The sequence below is a fragment of the Phaeobacter sp. G2 genome (assembly GCA_025163595.1).
In the GTDB taxonomy this organism is placed as follows: Bacteria; Pseudomonadota; Alphaproteobacteria; order Rhodobacterales; family Rhodobacteraceae; genus Pseudophaeobacter.
In genome coordinates, this window is record CP104100.1 from 1,411,926 (window position 1) to 1,431,385 (window position 19,460).

19 protein-coding genes are annotated in these 19,460 nt (G+C 57.3%); 3 read left to right on the forward strand and 16 right to left on the reverse strand.

Annotation, left to right across the window (positions count from 1 at the left end):
• Positions 1-61: 61 nt before the first annotated feature.
• Complete coding sequence (locus tag N1037_06765; GenBank protein UWS80711.1) at positions 62-1,405, forward strand: methyl-accepting chemotaxis protein; 1,344 nt, start codon at positions 62-64, stop codon at positions 1,403-1,405.
• A gap of 99 nt (positions 1,406-1,504) precedes the next feature.
• On the opposite strand, the gene N1037_06770 is transcribed toward N1037_06765, so the two are convergent.
• From N1037_06770 to N1037_06825, 12 genes are all read right to left on the reverse strand, one after another.
• Positions 1,505-2,011, reverse strand: a complete 507-nt coding sequence (locus N1037_06770) for a prepilin peptidase (GenBank protein UWS80712.1) — start codon at positions 2,009-2,011, stop codon at positions 1,505-1,507.
• Positions 2,012-2,013: 2 nt separating this feature from the next.
• Positions 2,014-2,865 carry a hypothetical protein gene (locus N1037_06775; protein ID UWS80713.1) on the reverse strand — a complete coding sequence of 284 codons (852 nt, stop codon included), beginning with the start codon at positions 2,863-2,865 and terminating at the stop codon, positions 2,014-2,016.
• Positions 2,866-2,893: 28 nt separating this feature from the next.
• The gene (locus tag N1037_06780) at positions 2,894-3,502 is read right to left on the reverse strand and encodes a tetratricopeptide repeat protein (protein UWS80714.1); all 609 of its coding nucleotides are present in this window, start codon (positions 3,500-3,502) and stop codon (positions 2,894-2,896) included.
• A 2-nt stretch (positions 3,503-3,504) separates the two neighbouring features.
• On the reverse strand, positions 3,505-4,485 hold the full coding sequence (locus N1037_06785) for a type II secretion system F family protein (protein UWS80715.1): 981 nt from the start codon (positions 4,483-4,485) through the stop codon (positions 3,505-3,507).
• Between the two features lie 10 nt (positions 4,486-4,495).
• The gene (locus N1037_06790; GenBank protein ID UWS80716.1) at positions 4,496-5,464 is read right to left on the reverse strand and encodes a type II secretion system F family protein; all 969 of its coding nucleotides are present in this window, start codon (positions 5,462-5,464) and stop codon (positions 4,496-4,498) included.
• 2 nt (positions 5,465-5,466) lie between these two features.
• Entirely contained in the window at positions 5,467-6,906 is a 1,440-nt protein-coding gene (locus N1037_06795; GenBank protein UWS80717.1) for a CpaF family protein, read from the reverse strand.
• A 41-nt stretch (positions 6,907-6,947) separates the two neighbouring features.
• Complete coding sequence (locus N1037_06800) at positions 6,948-8,186, reverse strand: AAA family ATPase (protein UWS80718.1); 1,239 nt, start codon at positions 8,184-8,186, stop codon at positions 6,948-6,950.
• A 173-nt stretch (positions 8,187-8,359) separates the two neighbouring features.
• Positions 8,360-8,989, reverse strand: coding sequence for an OmpA family protein (locus N1037_06805; protein ID UWS80719.1), 630 nt, complete (start codon positions 8,987-8,989; stop codon positions 8,360-8,362).
• Between the two features lie 20 nt (positions 8,990-9,009).
• On the reverse strand, positions 9,010-10,401 hold the full coding sequence (locus N1037_06810; protein ID UWS80720.1) for a type II and III secretion system protein family protein: 1,392 nt from the start codon (positions 10,399-10,401) through the stop codon (positions 9,010-9,012).
• Positions 10,402-10,682: 281 nt separating this feature from the next.
• The gene (cpaB, locus tag N1037_06815) at positions 10,683-11,543 is read right to left on the reverse strand and encodes a Flp pilus assembly protein CpaB (GenBank protein UWS80721.1); all 861 of its coding nucleotides are present in this window, start codon (positions 11,541-11,543) and stop codon (positions 10,683-10,685) included.
• Positions 11,544-11,653: 110 nt separating this feature from the next.
• A complete protein-coding gene (locus tag N1037_06820; GenBank protein ID UWS80722.1) occupies positions 11,654-11,830 on the reverse strand; it encodes a hypothetical protein in 177 nt (58 codons plus the stop codon).
• A 98-nt stretch (positions 11,831-11,928) separates the two neighbouring features.
• Complete coding sequence (locus tag N1037_06825) at positions 11,929-12,126, reverse strand: hypothetical protein (protein UWS80723.1); 198 nt, start codon at positions 12,124-12,126, stop codon at positions 11,929-11,931.
• Between the two features lie 197 nt (positions 12,127-12,323).
• On the opposite strand from N1037_06825, the gene N1037_06830 reads away from it, so the two are divergent.
• Both N1037_06830 and N1037_06835 read left to right on the forward strand, forming a co-directional pair.
• Positions 12,324-12,470 (forward strand): hypothetical protein, encoded by a 147-nt coding sequence (locus N1037_06830; GenBank protein UWS80724.1) that lies wholly within the window; start codon positions 12,324-12,326, stop codon positions 12,468-12,470.
• A gap of 15 nt (positions 12,471-12,485) precedes the next feature.
• Entirely contained in the window at positions 12,486-13,352 is an 867-nt protein-coding gene (locus tag N1037_06835) for a lytic transglycosylase domain-containing protein (protein UWS80725.1), read from the forward strand.
• A gap of 225 nt (positions 13,353-13,577) precedes the next feature.
• Here the strand turns inward: N1037_06835 and N1037_06840 are convergent, their stop codons facing one another.
• The 4 genes from N1037_06840 to topA all read right to left on the reverse strand — a co-directional run bounded on the left by N1037_06840 (position 13,578) and on the right by topA (position 19,252).
• Positions 13,578-14,612, reverse strand: coding sequence for a fatty acid desaturase (locus N1037_06840; GenBank protein UWS80726.1), 1,035 nt, complete (start codon positions 14,610-14,612; stop codon positions 13,578-13,580).
• A gap of 308 nt (positions 14,613-14,920) precedes the next feature.
• Entirely contained in the window at positions 14,921-15,550 is a 630-nt protein-coding gene (locus N1037_06845) for a 3-oxoacid CoA-transferase subunit B (GenBank protein ID UWS80727.1), read from the reverse strand.
• A gap of 3 nt (positions 15,551-15,553) precedes the next feature.
• Entirely contained in the window at positions 15,554-16,273 is a 720-nt protein-coding gene (locus N1037_06850; GenBank protein ID UWS80728.1) for a CoA transferase subunit A, read from the reverse strand.
• A gap of 258 nt (positions 16,274-16,531) precedes the next feature.
• A complete protein-coding gene (gene topA, locus N1037_06855; protein UWS80729.1) occupies positions 16,532-19,252 on the reverse strand; it encodes a type I DNA topoisomerase in 2,721 nt (906 codons plus the stop codon).
• Between the last annotated feature and the right edge of the window lie 208 nt (positions 19,253-19,460).

The following is a 19,460-nucleotide window of genomic DNA, read 5'->3' on the forward strand; positions in this document are numbered from 1 at the left end:
GCGTTGTTATCTTGGGAAAAGGTTGATGAAAATGTTCAGGTCAAAAAGACGCGCAGAAGTCATGGAACTGGCTGAGAAACGATCCTTTATGGAGGTCATCGACCGTACTCAAGCGGTTATTGAGTTCAAAACAGATGGAACCATCCTGAAAGCAAATGACAATTTTCTATCTGCGCTGGGCTACGATCTGGATGAGATCGTTGGCCACCACCATTCAATGTTTGTCGACCCTGAGTACGTCAAGACAGAGAGCTACGCCGCTTTCTGGAAAGACCTCGCTGCGGGTGAATTTTTCACCGATCAGTTTCCAAGGGTGACCAAGAGCGGAAATGAAATCTGGATCCAAGCGACCTACGCTCCTGTTCTGGCCGCTGACGGAACTGTCGACTACGTTATCAAGCTCGCCACGGATGTGACCCAACGCAGAAAAGATACCGAAGACATCGCCAATGGTTTGGCAGCAATGGCCAGTGGGGATCTCGCACACCATGTTCAGGTATCGAGCATCGAAGACCTGAGCGTTCTGGGTAGCTCGCTGAACCAGGCAATGAAACAGCTTTCACAGGCCATGGATACTGTCAAATCCGTGTCTGTGGCTGTGTCCTCCACCGCTCACGAAATCAACGGATCAACATCGGACTTGTCCAACCGCACCGAAACCCAGGCGGCGACCCTGGAACAAACCGCTGCTGCGCTTGAAGAACTGACAGCCACCGTACGCTCTGCTGCTGAGGGCGCAAAACAGGTCGAAGACATTGTTGCCAACGCAACTGCGGCAGCCAAAGGCAGCAATTTGGTTGTGCAAGACGCAATCGTGGCCATGGATCAAATCCAGGGGTCCTCGGACAAAATTTCCCGTATCATTTCAGTCATTGATGACATCTCCTTCCAGACAAATCTTCTGGCGCTCAATGCCGGGGTCGAAGCGGCCCGCGCAGGCGACGCCGGACGTGGCTTTGCCGTGGTTGCCTCAGAAGTTCGGGCGCTGGCGCAGCGATCCACAGAGGCGGCTGGAGAAATCAAACAGCTGATCTCAGAAAGTTCCAATCATGTGAGCCAAGGGGTGGATCTGGTTGGGAAAGCCGGGGTTGAGCTGAATGCGATTATCGAGAATGTCGGCAATATTTCCGGGCATGTGTCTAATATCGCTCGCGGTGCACAGGAACAGTCGATCACACTTGAAGAAATCAATACCGGTGTAAGTCAGCTGGATGCGGTGACGCAGCAAAACGCAGCCATGGTGGAAGAGACGACGGCAGCAAGTCAAATTCTGGCAAACGATGCGGCAAATCTGGCGCAGCAGGTGGATAAGTTTAACACCCAGGCTGGAAACGTCGTAAAGATGCCTTCTGCTGCTGCTTCAGGTGGGACACACCGGTATGACCGGGTTGCTTTTGGAACCTGATACGCCATTGCGAAATCTGCGCCTGAACCCGTTTTTTTAGGCTCCGTCGCGCGCTCTTGGCGATTTTAGGTGCGCAGATTTTTCGAAACCCTGGCGGCACTATTGTCCAAAGAATGCCACCAGGGTCAGATAGATCGCCAGGGTGCCGCCAAGGCAAAAGCCCATGGGGAAGTTCTTGCCGACACTCCAGCTTTGCCATTGCGGCGCCAGGCGGCTGAGCGGAGTGTGTTTGGCCAATCTATGGGTGGCAAAGGCCGCCAGCAGGTTGGCTGCATAGATCATGATCAGGGCAGGGAGATCGGCCAGCACCACCAGTGGCGCGGCAGCGCCGATGAATTTAGCGTCTCCCCCGCCCATGACGCCAGCCGAGAAAAACAAAAAACCGATGGCAACGCCAATAGGCAGATGCAGCAGCTGCCAGCCATAGTCGGCCCAGGTCGGCATGATAAACAGCCCCAGGATCACATAGACCGCGCCCAGGATGTCATTGATCCAATTGGGAATGCGCATCGTCGACAGGTCGGTGTAGGCAGCGGCAAAACACAGCGGCAACACAAAGGGCAAAAACCAACGCGCCACCTCTGCCGATCCGGCCATAAGCTGCATGATCAGCTGTTCTCCAAAGCGCTCAGCGCCTTGGCGGCGGCTTCAAAATACTGCGGATGGGTGGCAACCGCTTGGCGCAACAGGCCCTCGCCAATTTTGACATCGCCCTGTTTGACTGCCGAAAGTGCCAGTGTGTGCAACAACTTGGCCTGTTCTGTCTGGGTCATGGAGATCACCGGCAGATCGTAGTTGCGCTGGGCGCCACGGGCCAGAACCAGGTTGTTCTTGGCGGTGAACAGGCTTTGGTCCTGGTGGATCGCTTCGCCAAACAAACGCTCTGCTTCGCTGTAATCGCCACGGGTCAGCTTGGAATAGCCCCAGTTGTTCATGATCTTGGCAGGCCGGGTGGTGAGCCCAACAGCGGTTTCATAAAAGCTATCGGCGCGTTTCCATTCCTGATTGGCATCGGCGACCATGGCTTCCAGGCGATAGCGCTGGTAGGTTTCATGGGTCGGGGGGATCGCATTCAGGGCGGTTTTTGCCAGATCCCAATCGCCGATACGGATCAACGAGTCCGCGAGCCCAAGACGATCTTCACTGGTGACCTCGGGCATGGCAACAACCTTTTTCCAGGCTGCGGCGGCCTCGGTGTTGCGCTTGGCCCGGATCAAAGAGATCGCCAGGCCACGCTGCATATCGATCCGTTCGGGGTTGTTTTTCACACTGTCCCGGAAATAGGTCACCGCCTGATTAGGATCGGCCACGGTCAACATCACATCATTGAGATTGGTTTCATCAATGACATTTACGTCCTGAAGGGCGCGTTCGACGGTTTCTTCACCGTCCTGTTTACCACAGGCTGACAGCGCAAGAGCGCCTGCCAGACATGCAGATACTAGAAATACGTGGCGCATGTTCCTGCGTCCTTTTTCTGCTCAGCCTCTATAGGTCGGGGTTTTTGTGAAGCGCATAGCTTCCCCCGCCTTGTTGCACCAACTTGTACGCGTTGTTTTCTGTGCTTTGCCCGTCACTATGAGGGGTGTTTTCATTTTTTTCGAGAGCCAAGCGCAAATTATCCCGGATTGCGTCACTTTCGCCATTGTTCAGCGCAAAGGCCCGCTTGAGGATCTGCACCGCCTCAGCGGTTTTGCCCCGTTCCATCAGCACTATGCCTAGGTTGTTATGGGGCTCGGCCCAGTCGGGGGCCTGTTTGACCGCGCGCCGTAGCAGCTCCTCGGCCTGACCCATTCGGCCAAGACCGAGATTGGCCGAGCCCAGGCTGGACAGGATCTCCGGGGTCAATCCATGGTCCAATGTGGCGCGGGTAAAGGCATCCAGCGCGAGGTCGTATTCCTGGGCAGCCATCAAACGGTGGCCGACCACGAGCGGATCTTCCCCTTCTTGGCGGCTGTCGATGCCTGGTGCCCAGCTGTTGGAATTTTTCTGTGAGAGGCCCGCCGGAGAACAGCCAACCGCCACCAATGCAAAAGCAAAGGCGGCGGCGCGCGGTGCATATTGGCGAACAGGGATACCCCGTTCGAATTTCGTCATCATCAGTTGCCTGCATTGCCCATATTGGTGATGTTCTGCACCGATGGGCCAACCAGAATGATCAGCAGCGGTGGAACCGTCAGCATCATTGTGGCAAGGGTCATCTTCACTGGCAACTTATTTGCGGCCTCTTCGGCCCGCATCACGCGTTTGTCCCGCATTTCCGCGGCATAGACCCGCAGTGCCTCGGCGATCGAGGTGCCAAAGGCGGCAGATTGGATCATCACGGTGGTAAAGGAGGAGATATCCTGCACGCCACAGCGGGTGCCCATGTCGCGCAGCACCTTTTCCTTGTCTTTACCGGCCTTCATCTCATGGGCGACAATGTCGAATTCATAGGCAAGCTGCGGGTAAGAGGCCTTGAGCTCGGAAGCGACGCGGACGATGGATTGATCCAGTGACTGACCTGCCTCAACGCAGACGAGCATCATGTCCAGAGAGTCCGGGAAACCGGATTCGATTTCTTCTTTGCGTTCGGCAATGCGGCGGGTGACCCAATATCTGGGCAGCATATAGCCGGCGCCACCTGGGCCAATGATCCGAATGACCAGCGCCTGGGTTTCGAATTCAAAACCGGCGTTCATCACGTAGACATAGAACAGACCCGCAGCGAGCCCGATGAGGCCAAAGGCCATTTGGGCGAAGTGAAAAATCCGCACAGCATCCTTTGAGTGATACCCCGCCTGGCGCAGCTTCAGCTCCATCGCCGACAGTTCCTCGGCGTTCTGGGGCTCCAGGAAACTGGCAAATTTCTGCAACTGTTCGTTGCGGTTGTGCTGACGCAGGCGTTCTTTCTGCGGTGTTTTCCGGCTGTCCGTGGACAGGTCCCGTTGCAGTTTCTTCAGTGGATCTTCGGGCTGGTTGAGCAGCAGAAGCGCTGCAATGACCACCATCAGCAGGCCCAAAAGGCCCAGCACCAGCAGCGGACCAAAGGCACCAAACTGATCCGTGAGATAGGTTTCGATATTGGCAAAGATGCTCATGGTCTCCTCCTCACACTTTGATGTTGGTTAGGTGGCGCATCACAAACAGGTTCACCGTCAACATGATGCCGACAAAGAAACAGGCTGGAATGAACCAAGGGTGCCCCATCACTTCGTCGTAATAGGTAGGATCCCGGAGCAGGGTGACCATTAGGGCCAGCAGCGGGAAGGCCGAGAGGAATTTACCGGACCATTGTGCCTCGGCGGTGATGGCCTTGACCCGGCGAAACAATCGGAACCGGGCCCGGATAACCTTGGCCAGACCGGCCAGAACCTCAGCCAGGTTGCCGCCTGATTGTTGCTGAATGGTCACCGCAACGGACAAAAAGCGCAGATCCTGAATATCGAGCCGTTCGGCCATTTCTTTCAGCGCTTCGCCAACATCCCGCCCATAGGCGCTTTCATCGGCAATGATGCCAAATTCGGTGGCCAGGGGATCTTCGATTTCATGCGCGACGATTTGCACGGTCGAGTTGAACGGGTGGCCCACCCGCAGGCTGCGCACCATCAGCTCCACCGCATCTGGCAGTTGCTCTTCGATCATCGCCATGCGTTTGCTGGCCTTCCGGTTGACCCAGAAAAACACACCGCCCACACCCATGACGATCGCGGCCAGAACCCGCAGGGGCAGGGGGGTATTGGTACCGATGCTGAGGCCAAAAAAGGCAAGGGTGGCGACCCCTGCCATGATCATCATCAGCTGTTTGGGACTAAAGGCGATGGCCGCCTTTTGCGCCTTTTCGGCAAGAATGGAATAGAGCGGGATGGTCTTGGATTTGCCATGCTGGCCCAGTTCCTTGCGCAGCTGCTCCAACACTTGTTCGCGGCTGCTGCCCTTTTCCATCATTTCCAGACGGCGATTGACCTGATTGTTCAGCCGGATGGATTTGCCAAAGGCTACCAGATAGATGCCCTCGACCAGCACCACCACACCGACAAAGATCAGGATATAGATGACCGGTTCTGCACTCAGTTGCATCTTCAGACCTCCACTTGGCTGGGTTCATAAATTGAAGATGGCAGGTCATAGCCCCAAAGACGGAAGCGCTCGGAATAGTGGCTGCGCACGCCGGTGGCGGTGAAATGGCCGATGATCTTGTTGTCGGGGGTCAGCCCGACACGCTGAAAGCGGAACAGTTCCTGCATCGAGATCACATCGCCCTCCATGCCGGTGATTTCGGTGATCGAGGTCATCCGACGCGAGCCATCCTGCAGACGCGAGGCCTGTACAATGACGTTCACCGCCGAAGAGATCTGACTGCGCACCGCCTTGATCGGCATTTCCATGCCGGCCATGGCGATCATGTTTTCCAGTCGGGAAATGCCATCGCGCGCCGAGTTGGCGTGGATTGTGGTCATGGATCCATCGTGGCCGGTGTTCATCGCCTGCAACATGTCGATGACTTCTTCACCACGGGTTTCCCCGACGATGATCCGGTCCGGACGCATCCGCAGGGCGTTTTTCAGACAATCCCGCGGCGAGACTTCGCCTTTGCCCTCAACATTGGGCGGGCGGCTTTCCATCCGTCCCACATGGGTCTGTTGCAGCTGAAGTTCCGCAGTATCCTCGATCGTCAGAATACGTTCGGCGTTATCAATAAAGGACGAAAGCGCGTTCAGCGTGGTGGTTTTACCAGACCCGGTCCCGCCTGACACAATCACATTGAGCCGGGTGGAAACGGCAGCCTGAAGATAGGCGGCCATTTCTTCGGTGAAGGCGCCAAATTCAACCAGGTCATCAATGCCCAGCTTGTCTTTTTTGAACTTCCGAATCGACACCAATGAGCCATCCACCGCAACCGGCGGCACCATGGCGTTGAATCGCGAACCATCAGCCAGACGGGCATCCACATAAGGGTTGCTCTCATCCACACGACGGCCAACAGCCGATACAATCTTGTCGATGATCCGCATCAGGTGCTTTTCATCTTTGAAGGCGATGTTGCTCAGCTGCAGTTTACCGCTGCGTTCGATGAAAATCTGGTGCGGGCCGTTGACCAGAATGTCGCTGACGGTTTCATCCTGCAAAAGCGTCTCAAGCGGGCCCAGGCCGGTGACCTCATCATAGAGCTCTTTGTTGAGCGTCATGCGGTCTTCACGGTTGAGCACGATACCCTTTTCTTCAAGGATTTCAGCGGCAATGGCAGAAATTTCGCCGCGCAGCTCTGCTTCCGGGGCGGTTTCCAGGGCAGCCAGGTTGAGGTTTTCCAGCAAATCGCGGTGCAGCTGAACCTTGATTTCGCTCAGACGTTCCTGGCGCTTGCGCTCCTTGTCATGGGCGGAGGCTTCGGCAGCAACGCGGGTGATCGGACGCCGCAGGCTGGGTTTTGCAGCTGGGCTGGGCGTCGCTGCTGCAGCAGCTTCGACGACCGGTGCTGCGGCCTTTGGCTTGGATGGTTGTTTCTTGTACTTCGAAAACATGAGAGACCCCCCGGGTACTCAGTAAAATGGGACGGTAGAGGCTAGGCTGCTGCCTCGGCCTCGCTGGCCCCCAAGTCGTGCAGGGAACGCGCCAGTTTGGCGATTTCCTTGCGCAGGGGGTTCTTGGCGTTTGATGTTGCCAGTGGCAGCCCGTGATCGCAGCTTTGGGTGATTGGTTTGCCACCATCGGGCAGTTGCAGATCAATCGAGATGCCAAGGCTTTCGGCCATGCGTTTGACCCGGCTTTTGCCGCTGAGGTCGGTGAATTTTGGTGCCCGGTTCAGGGCAAAGCGCAGTTTGTCAAAGGGCAGGCCTTCGGATTGCAGGGCCCGTTTCAGGCGCAGGGCGTTCTGGGCCGAGCGCATGTCCAGCTCGATCAGGGCAAAATAGACATGGGCCATCTGCAAAATGGTTTCCGACCACTGCACCAGCGTATGGGGCATGTCGATGATGACAAAATCAAAATGGCTGCGGGCCATTTCCACTACGCGTTCGATGTCTTCCACTGAGATGAATTCCAGCGGGATCATGTCACTGGGCGCAGTCAGAACCTGCAGTTTTTCCTCAAAGGGCAGTAGCGCCTGGCCAAAAATATCGGCATCCATCTCTTCGGTTTCGCTCCACATCTCCATCACGACCTCGCGGCGCGGCAGATCGAGATAGGTCGAAATCGACCCCTGCTGCATGTCAAAGTCCAGCAGGCAAACCGAAGGTGCCTTTTGGCTGCTCATCTCGGCGAGCTCCCAGGCGAGGTTCACAGCCAGCGTGGTCGAGCCAGTGCCACCGGCCAAGCCGTGACAGACGATAACCGCGCCTTCACGGCGGGCATCCGGTTGCAGAGCATGTGGATTGTTTTGCGCTGCTGGCTCGGGCTCGGGTGTGCTGAGCCGGTCAATGGCGGCCTGCAATTCGCGCTCTGGCAGCGGATAGGGAATAAACTCATCGGCCCCCTGTCGCAGCAGGGTGTGCAGGGCGGCGGGGCTGACTTCCTCGGCGATCAGAATCACCTTGATGTCGCGAGCCTTGGCCTGAGTGATGATTTCGCCCATCTGCGCCAGGTTGGCTTCATCTTCACTGTCCATTGCGAGGGCGACAAATTCCAGGGTCTCGGCTTCGGGCTGGGCAAAAAAGGCCAGGGTTTCGTTAAACCCAAGATCGCCCCAGGCCTCGCCCAGTGCTGTTTCCATGTCTTCAATCAAGAGGTCGAAATTCTGCACGTCGCGGCTGATTGTGCAGGCAACAATGGCAGCTGTTTCAGTTTGTGGCATTTCACCGCTCATCGACATCATCCTCTTGGTTCCAAAGCGGTCTGGCAAACGACGGATTGCCTGACTGCTTCTGAGGATCAATGTCGGTGAAGATCTGGGCGAGATTGGGGCCAAAAAGCCCCAATTATTGGGAATTGTTAAGGGTTCCTAAAACTCTAAGAACTTGGCGGGCCGTTAGGGCCAGATTATTCCCCAGCGGTGGGCAGAGATTGCTCAGCGGTCAGTGTTGTGGGGACAACGGCGCTTTCGACGTAGTCGCGATAGACGATCTGCGCATATTTGCCATCCAGCACCGAAGGGTGGCGTTTCAGGAAACCGCTTACTTCGGTGACGGTGCGGCGATTGCGGCGCTCCGGTTCCTGGGTCAGGATCAGCGGCTGGCTTTCCCCCTGCGACACCATGGCCTCCAGGCGGCGGCGATCAATGCCACGGCTCACCAGGTGATTGACGGCAGCGCGGGCGCGGCGCAGGCCAAGCCGTTTGTTGTAGCTATTGCCGCCAACGGCATCCGTGTGGCCATAGACCCGGAAGCGGACTTCGGGGAATTGCTTGATCCATGCCGCTTGGCGATCCAGCACCGCGCGGGCTTCACCATCCAGGCGGGCCTCATTAAAGCCAAAATTGATAGTGGTTGGCACTTCTTCGGCAAACCGTGCGGCCAGCTGAATGGCATATTCACCTTCGCCGCGCATCATCGCCGTGTTATTGGCGGTGGCTGCGCCCATCAGGCTGCTGTCCAGCGGTTCACCCGCCTGATTGTGGCTACAGGCTGTGGCGCTTAGGAACAGCCCCAGGATCGCTACGCTTTTGATCATTTTCCCGGTCATCCTTTGCTTTAGTCCATCACATAGCCGTAAGAGCCGTTGAAGTCTTGCTTGGCAACTTCACTGGCAGGGCCTTTTTGGGAATGAACCGTGCGGCCCAAGAGAAAGAGCTCGGACTCACTTGGGGGTTTGATGCGGTCGGTTGGCAGGCTCAGGGCCTCGCCACGGGTGGGGGTGACCAGGTGGGCGCTGACAATAATCACCAGCTCTGTTTGATTACGCTGATAATCGGCGCTGCGGAACAGGGCGCCCAGCACTGGAACATCGCCAATCCACGGCACCTGTGAGGTCTGATCCAAAAAGTCATCCTGCACCAGCCCGGCAACAGCAAAGCTCTCACCGTCACGCAACTCGACTGTGGTCGATGTTTCGCGGCGCGAGAACGCGGCCACGTCAAGACCATTTGCGGTGATCGAGTTACTGGTATCAACCGCAGAAACAGCGGCCTTGAGCTCAAGATTGATCAGATCGCCATCCACGACCCGTGGAACGAAGTTCAACTCGATACCAAAGGGTTTGAACTCGATGGAGACGGTGCCGCCATCCTGGGCGACGGGAATAGGATATTCGCCACCGGCAAGGAATTTGGCCTCTTGCCCGGAGAGGGCAGACAGGTTTGGCTCTGCCAGGGTGCGCACCACGCCTTTGCGTTCCAGGGCTTCCAGCAACAGGCCAACCTGAAGTGATCCGACACCGAACTGAAAGGCAAGCGCCCCGGCAATGCCGTTTTTGACTTCGACGGGATTGCCGAGCCCATTGGTCCCTTGCAGCCATTGGCCGGTTTCACCAGAGGTGCCACTGCTGCCGCCGAGAGCAACCGAGGAATGCAGGGCTTTGGAAACGGAGCGCTGCATTTCAGCAAAGCGCACCTTTAGCATGACCTGCTGCACACCGCCGACGTTCATCAGGTTGCTCACCCGTTCGGGGGCATAACGTTCGGCGAGATCCAGGGCACGTTGCAGACGTGCCGCACTGGAGACATTGCCGGACAGAACGATCCCGTCGTTTGCGGTACGCACTTCGATTTGCTCACCCGGCAGGATCTGGCGGAGGCGTTGTTTGAACTCCGAGACATCTGCAGCCACCCGTACATTTACATTGGTGATCAGCTTGCCCGAGGCATCCAGCAGGGTCAGGGTGGTCAGACCGGGGGATTTCCCCAGCACATAGATGGTGCGGTCGGACAGCGAAGAGATATCGGCGATATTGGGGTTGGCAATGCTCAGCTCGGCAAAGGGGTCATCGCTTTCGACCACCACGGCGCGGTTCATCGGCACATCCAAAGTAACAGAGGTGCCGCGTTTGACCACGCGCAACCCATTGGCCAGAGACGCCTCTGGCACAGCCATACAGAGCAACGATAGCCCAGTGAGAGCTGCCGCCATAAATCCACGAATTCTCATGTGACCTGCCTTTCCGATCACGCCTCATTTTCGGGTCTTTTTGCCCGTTGTTTGGCTACACTCTGCGGCAATTTGCGAATTATTGCAAGAATCAAAGGCTTCTGGCGGAGAGTTACAGCTATTTCCCTGTGGGGCAGCGGCAACAGAAAAAAACGGGCCATCCCAAAGGACAGCCCGGTGCTGGAGGTTAATTGGTTGAGAACACAGCCCTTCCCAAATCAACAGGCCTAAACGATCTGGCCGGAAGTCGCTGGTTTGGGCACTGCTTCTTGCACTGCGCCTTAGTTGGTGCAGGGGATCGGGATTTCCACCACTTCAGCGCCACGGCGGGTGCGGATGGTGCAGACCCGTTTTTGTTCGACCGGCGCTGGCGCCAGTTGCTCCCCAAGGCCCAGAAGACTACGCTGGTTTACTTCGACAACCGAAGCCACAGTGTCATCACCGGCGCCAACCAAAGATAGTGACAGGCGCCCGGTGGTCTGGGCCTGTGCCAATGCGGCCACCTGTTCTGGCTGCACCGCTACGGTCACCGTGCGGGCAATTGTGGCTCCGTTGATTTCGCTGCTGGCGCTTTGGTCCACTGCAATCAATTCGATGCTGGGTTCAATAAGCCGGGTGATCTCTTGCCCGCCGCGATTTGCTCCATGCTGCACGCTGCCGGTCCAGTAGACATCCACATGGTCGCCGGGACGCAGGAATCCAGACACACCTGAGGACACATCAACGCTGATGGCAAAAGCCCGCATGCCGCGGCGCAACTGCGATGTAATGCCGGCATCCTGACCAGGATTGGTCAGCTTGGCTGCCAGCAGGGCCTCATCCTTTTCCATGGTCCGCAACACCACCCGCAGATCACCAGGATTGGCCGGGGGGAACAGGGCTTCCAGCGAGGTAAAGGCACCTTCGGGGATAGATTCACTGGGCCAACGCACCTTGCGCACCAGGTCTTTGGTCAGCCGCTCGCCGTATTTCAACTGGCTGTTGGCCACAAAAACGTCTGTGGTTGGGATCACTTCGCCACGATTGGCGCGTTCCCGGGCAAGTTCGTTCTGGTAGGCGGAGATGTAGTTCTTTGCCATCATCACAGCGCCGCCAGCGAGGGCGACCCCGACAATAAGGACTAATCCAAATACTGCGCGCATTGTGTGACCTTTCTCTTTTGGAACCGGCTCTAGCCAAGGGCAGAACCGGTAAGGTGATAAGTCTTACAGTGACAAAAGTGCAGCCCTTTGGCCTGGCCAATGGGGGTGCGTTAGCTGAAGTCCCAGTTTGACAGGTACTCGATCACCGCGTCTGTAAAGCTCAGAGTGCCATCAAGCATCGAGTTGAAAGCGAACATTGTTAAGCCAATTATTCCCGCGGTCAGCACGACCCAGTCAACAGTTACAGCGCCGTCGTCGCTAGCTATAAACAACCAAATTTTCTTCATTTAACCCTCGCTCATATGTAGCTTCGGGAAGGGGCCGCGCCCTTTTGCAAAGACACGGCCCCAAGCAATCGTCGATAATACTAGCGCGCTAAGGTCAATTACTGACCAGCAACACCAATAGTATCAGTTTTGCCGCTCAGGTAGGCGCTGGTGTCTGCGGTCAGGTTGCCGGAACCAGTTTCGATCGCGGTATAAGCAGCGCCAGCCAGGGCACAAACAGCAGCGGTCAGAACAACCCAGTCAACAGTCACGGCGCCAGAGTCGTCTTTGCGGAAGTTTTTGATGAATTTGATCATTGTATTGTCCCTCCAGGGATATCTAAGGTTTTGCGTTACCCGGCGACGTCGTTTCAGGGTCTGTCTCTCTCTCTCACCGACCCTGTGTCGCTTGGATGAATACATATAGCCGGGAGAGCATGGCAGGAATTGGGCCGGATTCTGAAAATCGCTGCCCAATTTTAACTTTTTGGCAAGATCGCAGGTAAGTGTCTGTAATGGAACAATTTAAGAATTTACTCTTTGTCAATCCTCGGGGCTTTGCTGGGGCGGTTGGCGGCAAATATGGCGAAACTGCCAGATTTGCGGCGGTAAAACTGGCTTTTTGCGCCGGGATCGGTGAGTCTGCCGGAAAAAAGACCTAAGTTTTGAGCGGTGAAATGACCAAGAGATCTCTATTGGGGATGACATTTATCATTGCCCCCCTGGTTCTGGCCCTCGGGGTGGCAGAGATCGCTGCCCAACAGAGTGATGCGGGCAGACCAAGGAACGTGCCGCAGCCTTTTCCAACCTTTGAAGCCAGACGCGTTGCTGCGCCCAAGCCCGGCACACCGCCAAAGATCACCATTCAGATCCAGGAACCGCAGACGGCGCCTGCGACCGGTTCTGCTGACGCACCGCAGGCCGCAACCAGTGCAGCTGCTGCACCGGGGGAGATTGGCCGCTATGGCTGGTTCTGGCAGCGGGTTCCAACCGGGATCGCGGGGGAGCCGACGCACAATCGCCTGGAGCTGGCGTTGACGGCGCTCAGGACCGCACCAACCCCGGTTTCCGCACCTGGCTTGCAGCTGATGCAGCAAATCATCCAGGAACAGGCCGTGCCCATCTTGATTGCCTCAGCGGATAGCCAGGTGTCCCCGGCGCTGGTGCTGGCGGTGATCGCGGTGGAATCCGCAGGTAAGGCAGAGGCGGTGAGCAGCGCCGGGGCAGAGGGGCTGATGCAGCTGATGCCGGATACCGCAGCGCGCTTTGGCGTGTCGGATGCTTTGATGGCGGATCAAAACATCAGTGGCGGCATCCAATACCTGGATTGGCTGCTTGACGAATTTTCCGGGGACGCGGTTCTGGCGCTGGCGGGGTATAACGCAGGCGAAGGGGCAGTACGGGCCCATCAAGGCGTGCCACCCTTTGCCGAAACCCGTGACTATGTGCCCAAGGTGCTTGCGGCCTATCAAGTGGCCCGGGCGCTGTGCCTGACACCGCCAGAGCTGATCAGCGATGGCTGTGTGTTTCGACCGGTGAAATGACGGCGAGAACCGTTTGAGAGAGCCTCGGCAGGCTAATCAGCGGTCCGATCAGCGGTCGCCGGTCGATGGACAGGGGCTGCAGATCCTACCGGAAGCAATCGCAGCCGTTTGTGCAGCGATCTGGCGCGCAGGCACTCATCACCAGCAGGCTTAAAAATAGCAAAGGCCCCACAAAAAACGGGGCCACATGGCCCCGCATGATGGATGTGCCATCTGATTGGGCGTTTACCCGTAAAGGGCCCGCGCCTGCGAGAACGACAGCAGGCGTTTGCTGTTTTCATCCCACAAATGCAGGCGAGCGCAGGCCAGGCTTTCGCGGATGGTCAGCCGGTTTTTCATCGCCAGCTCGGAATGATCCTTAATCACCTCGGTGAGACGGTAAAAGGGGATACGGCTATAGAGATGATGGACCTGGTGAATGCCAATATTGGCCGTGAACCATTGCAAGACCGCTGGCAGGACATAGTAAGAGCTGCCATTGAGCGCCGCATCATGCAGTTGCCAATCGCCGGCGTTTTCCCAGTGGGTGGTTTCAAACTGGTGCTGCACGTAGAACAGCCAGACACCTGCGGTGGCCGCCAGAATGGTCGAGGGCAGGAAGATCAGCAACAGCGGCAACAGGCCACCAAAGTACCAGATCGCGCCCAGAGCCGCCAGAATGGCCAGGTTGGTGCCCATGGCACTGGTCCAATAGCGCAGGCTGTTCATCAGACCCAGCGGGATGCGGTTTTGCAGAAGGAACAGGTAGCTTGGCCCCAGGCCAAACAGTGTGAACGGGCTGCGATAGACCCGGTAGTGCAACTTACCAAAAGGCGACAGCGCCTGATACTCCGCCACGGTGAGTGTGTGCACATCCCCCATGCCACGCTTGTCGAGATTGCCCGCAGCGCTGTGGTGCTCAGAATGGGTCCGGCGCCAGACATCATAGGGGGTGAGGGTCAAAACTCCCAAGATCCGGCCAACCCAGTCGCTCAACTGTCGATTTTTGAAAAAGGCACCATGGCCGCAGTCGTGTTGGATTGTGAACAGGCGCAGCAAAAAGGCAGCATTTACCACCGAGATCGCAAAAGCCAGCCAGTAGCTGTATGACAAAGCCCACCACGCCAGCGCCCAAAGCAGGAAGAACGGTATCGCGCTGACCCCCAGTTCAAAGCCGCTGCGCAGCTCGTTGGGCTCGCGATATTTTGCCAAAATCTTCACCCAATCGCGCGAAGACCGCTCAGGAGACTGCGGTTTGGGAAGGTCATTGGAGTTTGTCATGCGCCTGCCGTGTTTTTTGAATATGTGCCTTCGGATAAACTACCTGTGTCGCTTGGCAAGTTAATTTTGCCCGCAATGTGTTCACAGCGACTTTATGCCGTCGAAAAAGGCGCATTAAAAACGACATACCCAGCATTTTTTCTGCTCTGCTCCAAAGACCCCTTGCCTTACGTCAAGGTCAGGTTTTGCGCCAGCATACTCGCCTTTAGGTCCTGTCGAGAATCGAAAAGGGCTCATCTCAAAATGAGACGAGCCCTTTCTAACAAAGCGGTCCCTCACCAAAGCGCGGAATGACAGACCCTTTGGGCTTAGTTGACGATGGTGGCCTGGGTGGCGGCGCGCAGCTCTTCCTCAGAGACTCCATCGGCGCATTCAACGATTTTCAAGCCGCCTTCAACCACATCCAGCACACCAAGATTGGTGATGATGCGGTCGACAACTTTCTGACCGGTCAGGGGCAGGGTGCAGCTTTTCAGCACCTTGCTGTCGCCATGTTTGTTGGTGTGATCCATGACCACCACAACGCGGCCAACGCCAGCCACCAGATCCATGGCGCCGCCCATGCCTTTGACCAGCTTGCCCGGGATCATCCAGTTTGCCAGATCGCCGTTTTCGGCCACTTCCATCGCGCCCAGGATGGCCATGGCGATCTTGCCGCCGCGGATCATCGCAAAGCTCTGCGCGGAATCAAAATAGGCGGTCTGCGGCAGCTCGGTGATGGTCTGCTTGCCGGCATTGATCAGATCGGCGTCCTCTTCTCCGTCAAAAGGGAAGGGGCCCATGCCCAGCATGCCGTTTTCCGACTGAAGCGTCACTTCGACACCTTCGGGGATATAGTTGGAGACCAGGGTCGGGATACCGATGCCGAGGTTCACATACCAGCCGTCCTGCAGTTCCAGCGCTGCGCGGGCGGCCATTTGATTGCGGTCCCATGCCATGGATCAGGCCTCCTTCTGGCGCACAGTGCGCTGTTCGATGCGTTTCTCGTGATCGCCTTTGATGATGCGATGCACATAGATGCCGGGCAGGTGAATGCTGTCGGGCTCCAGGCTGCCCGTGGGCACGATCTCTTCGACTTCAACAATGCAAACCTTGCCACAGGTGGCGGCAGGCGCGTTAAAGTTGCGCGCGGTCTTGCGGAACACCAGATTGCCGGTTTCGTCAGCTTTCCAGGCCTTTACGATGGCGAGATCGGCAAAAATGCCCTCTTCCATGATATAGGTCTCAGGCTGGCCGTCGGCGCCGGTGGGAAAATCCTTGTGCTCTTTGCCCTCGGCAATCACGGTGCCCACACCGGTCTTGGTGTAGAACCCGGGAATGCCAGCACCACCGGCACGCATGCGCTCAGCCAGGGTGCCTTGCGGGTTGAATTCCAGCTCCAGCTCATTGCTGAGATACTGACGCATAAATTCAGCGTTTTCCCCCACATAAGAAGAGATCATCTTCTTGACCTGTTTGGTCTGCAGCAAAATGCCAATGCCAAAATCATCGACACCCGCATTGTTGGAGGCAAAGGTCAGATCCTTGGTGCCTGCCTCCTTGATTGCATCGAGCAACAGCTCGGGAATGCCGCAGAGGCCAAAGCCACCCGCCGCAATGAACATGCCGTCATGAAGCAACCCATCAAGTGCTTCAGAGGCGCTGGAATAGATCTTCTTCATTGAGTTCTCCCATCAACAGCCAGTTGCCCCGGTTCTGGCCCCGAGGCGGCGCGGAGTCAATAATACTGATCAGCGCGCGTATTACTACGGAGCCGTCAGCCCGGCGTCCCAAAACGAGCCGTCCGCCGCATCCTACAGCAGCAGGCGTTGCAACGGCTGGGTTTCATCTTACCGAAAATACCTCGGGGGAGGCCCCCCAAAAAAAAGGGGGCCGGGGGCAGCGCCCCCAACTGCGACCTTGGGGCCGACAGACAGAGGTTAGTTGCTGTCTGTGGCCTTTGTCGTGGTGGCCTTTGCGGCGGCGGTCTTTGGTGCAGCTTTCTTGGCCGCAGGCTTCTTCGCTGCGGGCTTTTTGGCTGTCGCTTTTTTGGCAGGTGCTTTTTTCTTGGCCGGGGCCTTTTTCTTTGCCCCCGATTTACCAGCCTTCTCGGCAATCCACTCCACCGCCTGTTCCAGGGTCACATCCTTCACCTCGACCTCTTTCGGGATCGTGGCATTGACCTTTTCCCACTTCACATACGGCCCATACCGGCCATCCATGATCTGGATTGCGCCGCCGCTGTCAGGATGTTCGCCCAGTTCGCGCAGCGCCTTGGCGGCTGCCCGACGACCGCGGCCCGGATTGTTGCGCTTCTCGGTGATCATCTCCATCGCCCGGTTCATGCCGATTTCAAAGACATCCAGTGTCTCTTTCAGATTGGCGTAAACGGGTTTTTCCTCATCCGGCAGCTGGTGCATGATATAGGGGCCAAACCGACCCAGATTGGCCGCAATGACGCCGCCTTCGGGGTGGGGGCCAATTTCACGCGGCAGGGTCAGCAGGGTAACCGCCTGTTCCAACGTCACCTCATTTGGGCCCCAGCCGGCCAGGAATTCCTTGCCCTGTTTCGGCAGCGATGAGCGCGGTGGTTTTTTGTTCTCGGGCGTGGCCTCGCCGCGTTGCACATAGGGGCCAAAGCGACCGGACTTGAGATGAATTTCATCACCGTCGTCTTCCCCCAGAACCTTTTCATAGCCCTCGGCGCCCTCACCCGAAATGGGGCGGGTATAGTTGCACTCGGGGTAGTTGCCGCAGCCGACAAAGCCACCGGTGCGCGAGGTCTTCAGATGCAGCTGACCGGCGCCGCATTTTGGGCAGACGCGCGGATCGGTGCCGTCTTCGCGCGGCGGGTACAGCTGTGGTGCGAGGGTTTCGTCCAGCACATCCAGCACTTCCGAGATCCGCAGATCCGAAGTTTCTGAGATCGCAGCCGAAAAATCGCGCCAGAATTTGCTTAGGATGTCTTTGTAGTCGCGCCCGCCTGCACTGACGTCATCCAATTCACCTTCCAGATTGGCGGTGAACTCATAGCCCACATAGGTGCGGAAAAAGTTCAGCAGGAAGATGGTGACGATGCGGCCCTTGTCTTCGGGGTAGAGCCGGTTCTTGTCCTTACGGACATATTCGCGGTCCTGAATTGTGGTGATGACGCTGGCATAGGTAGAGGGGCGACCAATGCCCAGCTCTTCCATCCGCTTGACCAGGGTTGCCTCGGTAAAGCGCGGCGGTGGTTGGGTGTGGTGCTGCAGCCCCAGAACCGCCTTGTTGTCCGACAGGATCGAGGCGTCTTTGCCAGCCTTGTCGGCCTGTGGCCCCATGGTGGCGGAGAACTTCATCGCTTCGCCCTGCATGATCTGCGGCAGGCGCTTGTCGTCTTCGTCGACCACGTCATCGCGGCCTTCCTCATAAACCCGGAGGAAGCCGTCAAACAGCATCACCTGACCGGTGGCGCGCAGCACCACCTGGCCATCGTCAGAGCCCAGATCAACCGTGGTGCGCTCCAGCCGGGCACCGGCCATCTGGCAGGCCAGGGTGCGCTTCCAGATCAGATCATACAGCCGACGCTGGTCCTCTTCCGAGACCTTCAGGCTTTTGGCGTCGCGGCCCATTTCGGTGGGGCGGATACATTCGTGGGCCTCTTGCGCGTTCTTGGCCTTGTTCTTGTAGATGCGCGGGGAGCTGGGAACATATTCCGCCCCGTAGCGTGTCTTGATTTCATCGCGCGCGGCCTGCACCGCCTCAGGCGCCATATCGATGCCATCGGTTCGCATATAGGTGATGAGACCCGCCTCATAAAGCCGCTGAGCGGCGTTCATGCACTGCTTGGCACCCATGCCAAATTTGCGGCTGGCTTCTTGTTGCAGGGTCGAGGTCATGAAGGGGGCAGATGGATTGCGGGAGGCGGGCTTGGCCTCTACCGATTGAGCCACCATGTTGCGGCTGGATACTGCCTGCACCGCCAGTTCGGCGGCAGTGGAATTGGCCAGGCTGTATTTGTCGAGCTTATCGCCGCCCAGTACCGTGAGGCGGGCTTCAAAATCCTGACCGCGCGGAGTGGTCATATTGGCTTTGACCGACCAGTATTCCTGCGGATTAAACGCCTCGATCTCCATTTCGCGCTCAACGATCAGGCGCAGGCAGACCGATTGCACTCGCCCGGCCGAGCGCGCGCCGGGTAGTTTGCGCCATAGAACCGGCGACAGGTTGAACCCCACCAGATAATCGAGCGCGCGGCGGGCCAGATAGGCTTCGACCAGGGGCATATCCACCTGACGCGGATTGCGCATGGCCTCGGCCACGGCCTCTTTGGTGATGGCATTAAAGGTCACCCGGCTGACGGGCGTATCCTTTTTGATCGAGCGCCGTTTGGTTAGCGCCTGTTGCAGGTGCCAGCTGATCGCCTCGCCTTCGCGATCGGGGTCAGTTGCGAGAATCAGTTCGTTGTCTTCTTTCAGCGCATCGGCGATGGCTTTGACATGTTTGCGGCTGTCGTTGCCAATCTCCCATGTCATTTCAAATTCGTTGTCGGTATCGACCGATCCGTTTTTGGCGGGCAGGTCGCGCACATGGCCATAAGAGGCCAGAACGGTATAGTCTGACCCCAGGTACTTATTGATTGTTTTGGCTTTGGCCGGGGATTCGACAACAACAACTGGCATGTAATTCTTTGGCCTCTTAAGTGCACTAACGGGCGTTCTATGGCTGCGCAAGTTCAGCGGCGCAAGGGGAGAATGTCAATGAGAGAGCATTGGACGCAGGAGGTGTGACTGCTGTCAGGGGCGTTTTCTGACCTGATCCACGTCATGTTTGGGGTGACTTTTCGCCCCTCTCGGGGGGCGCAAAGACACGGGGCGGGCGGGTGTTGCG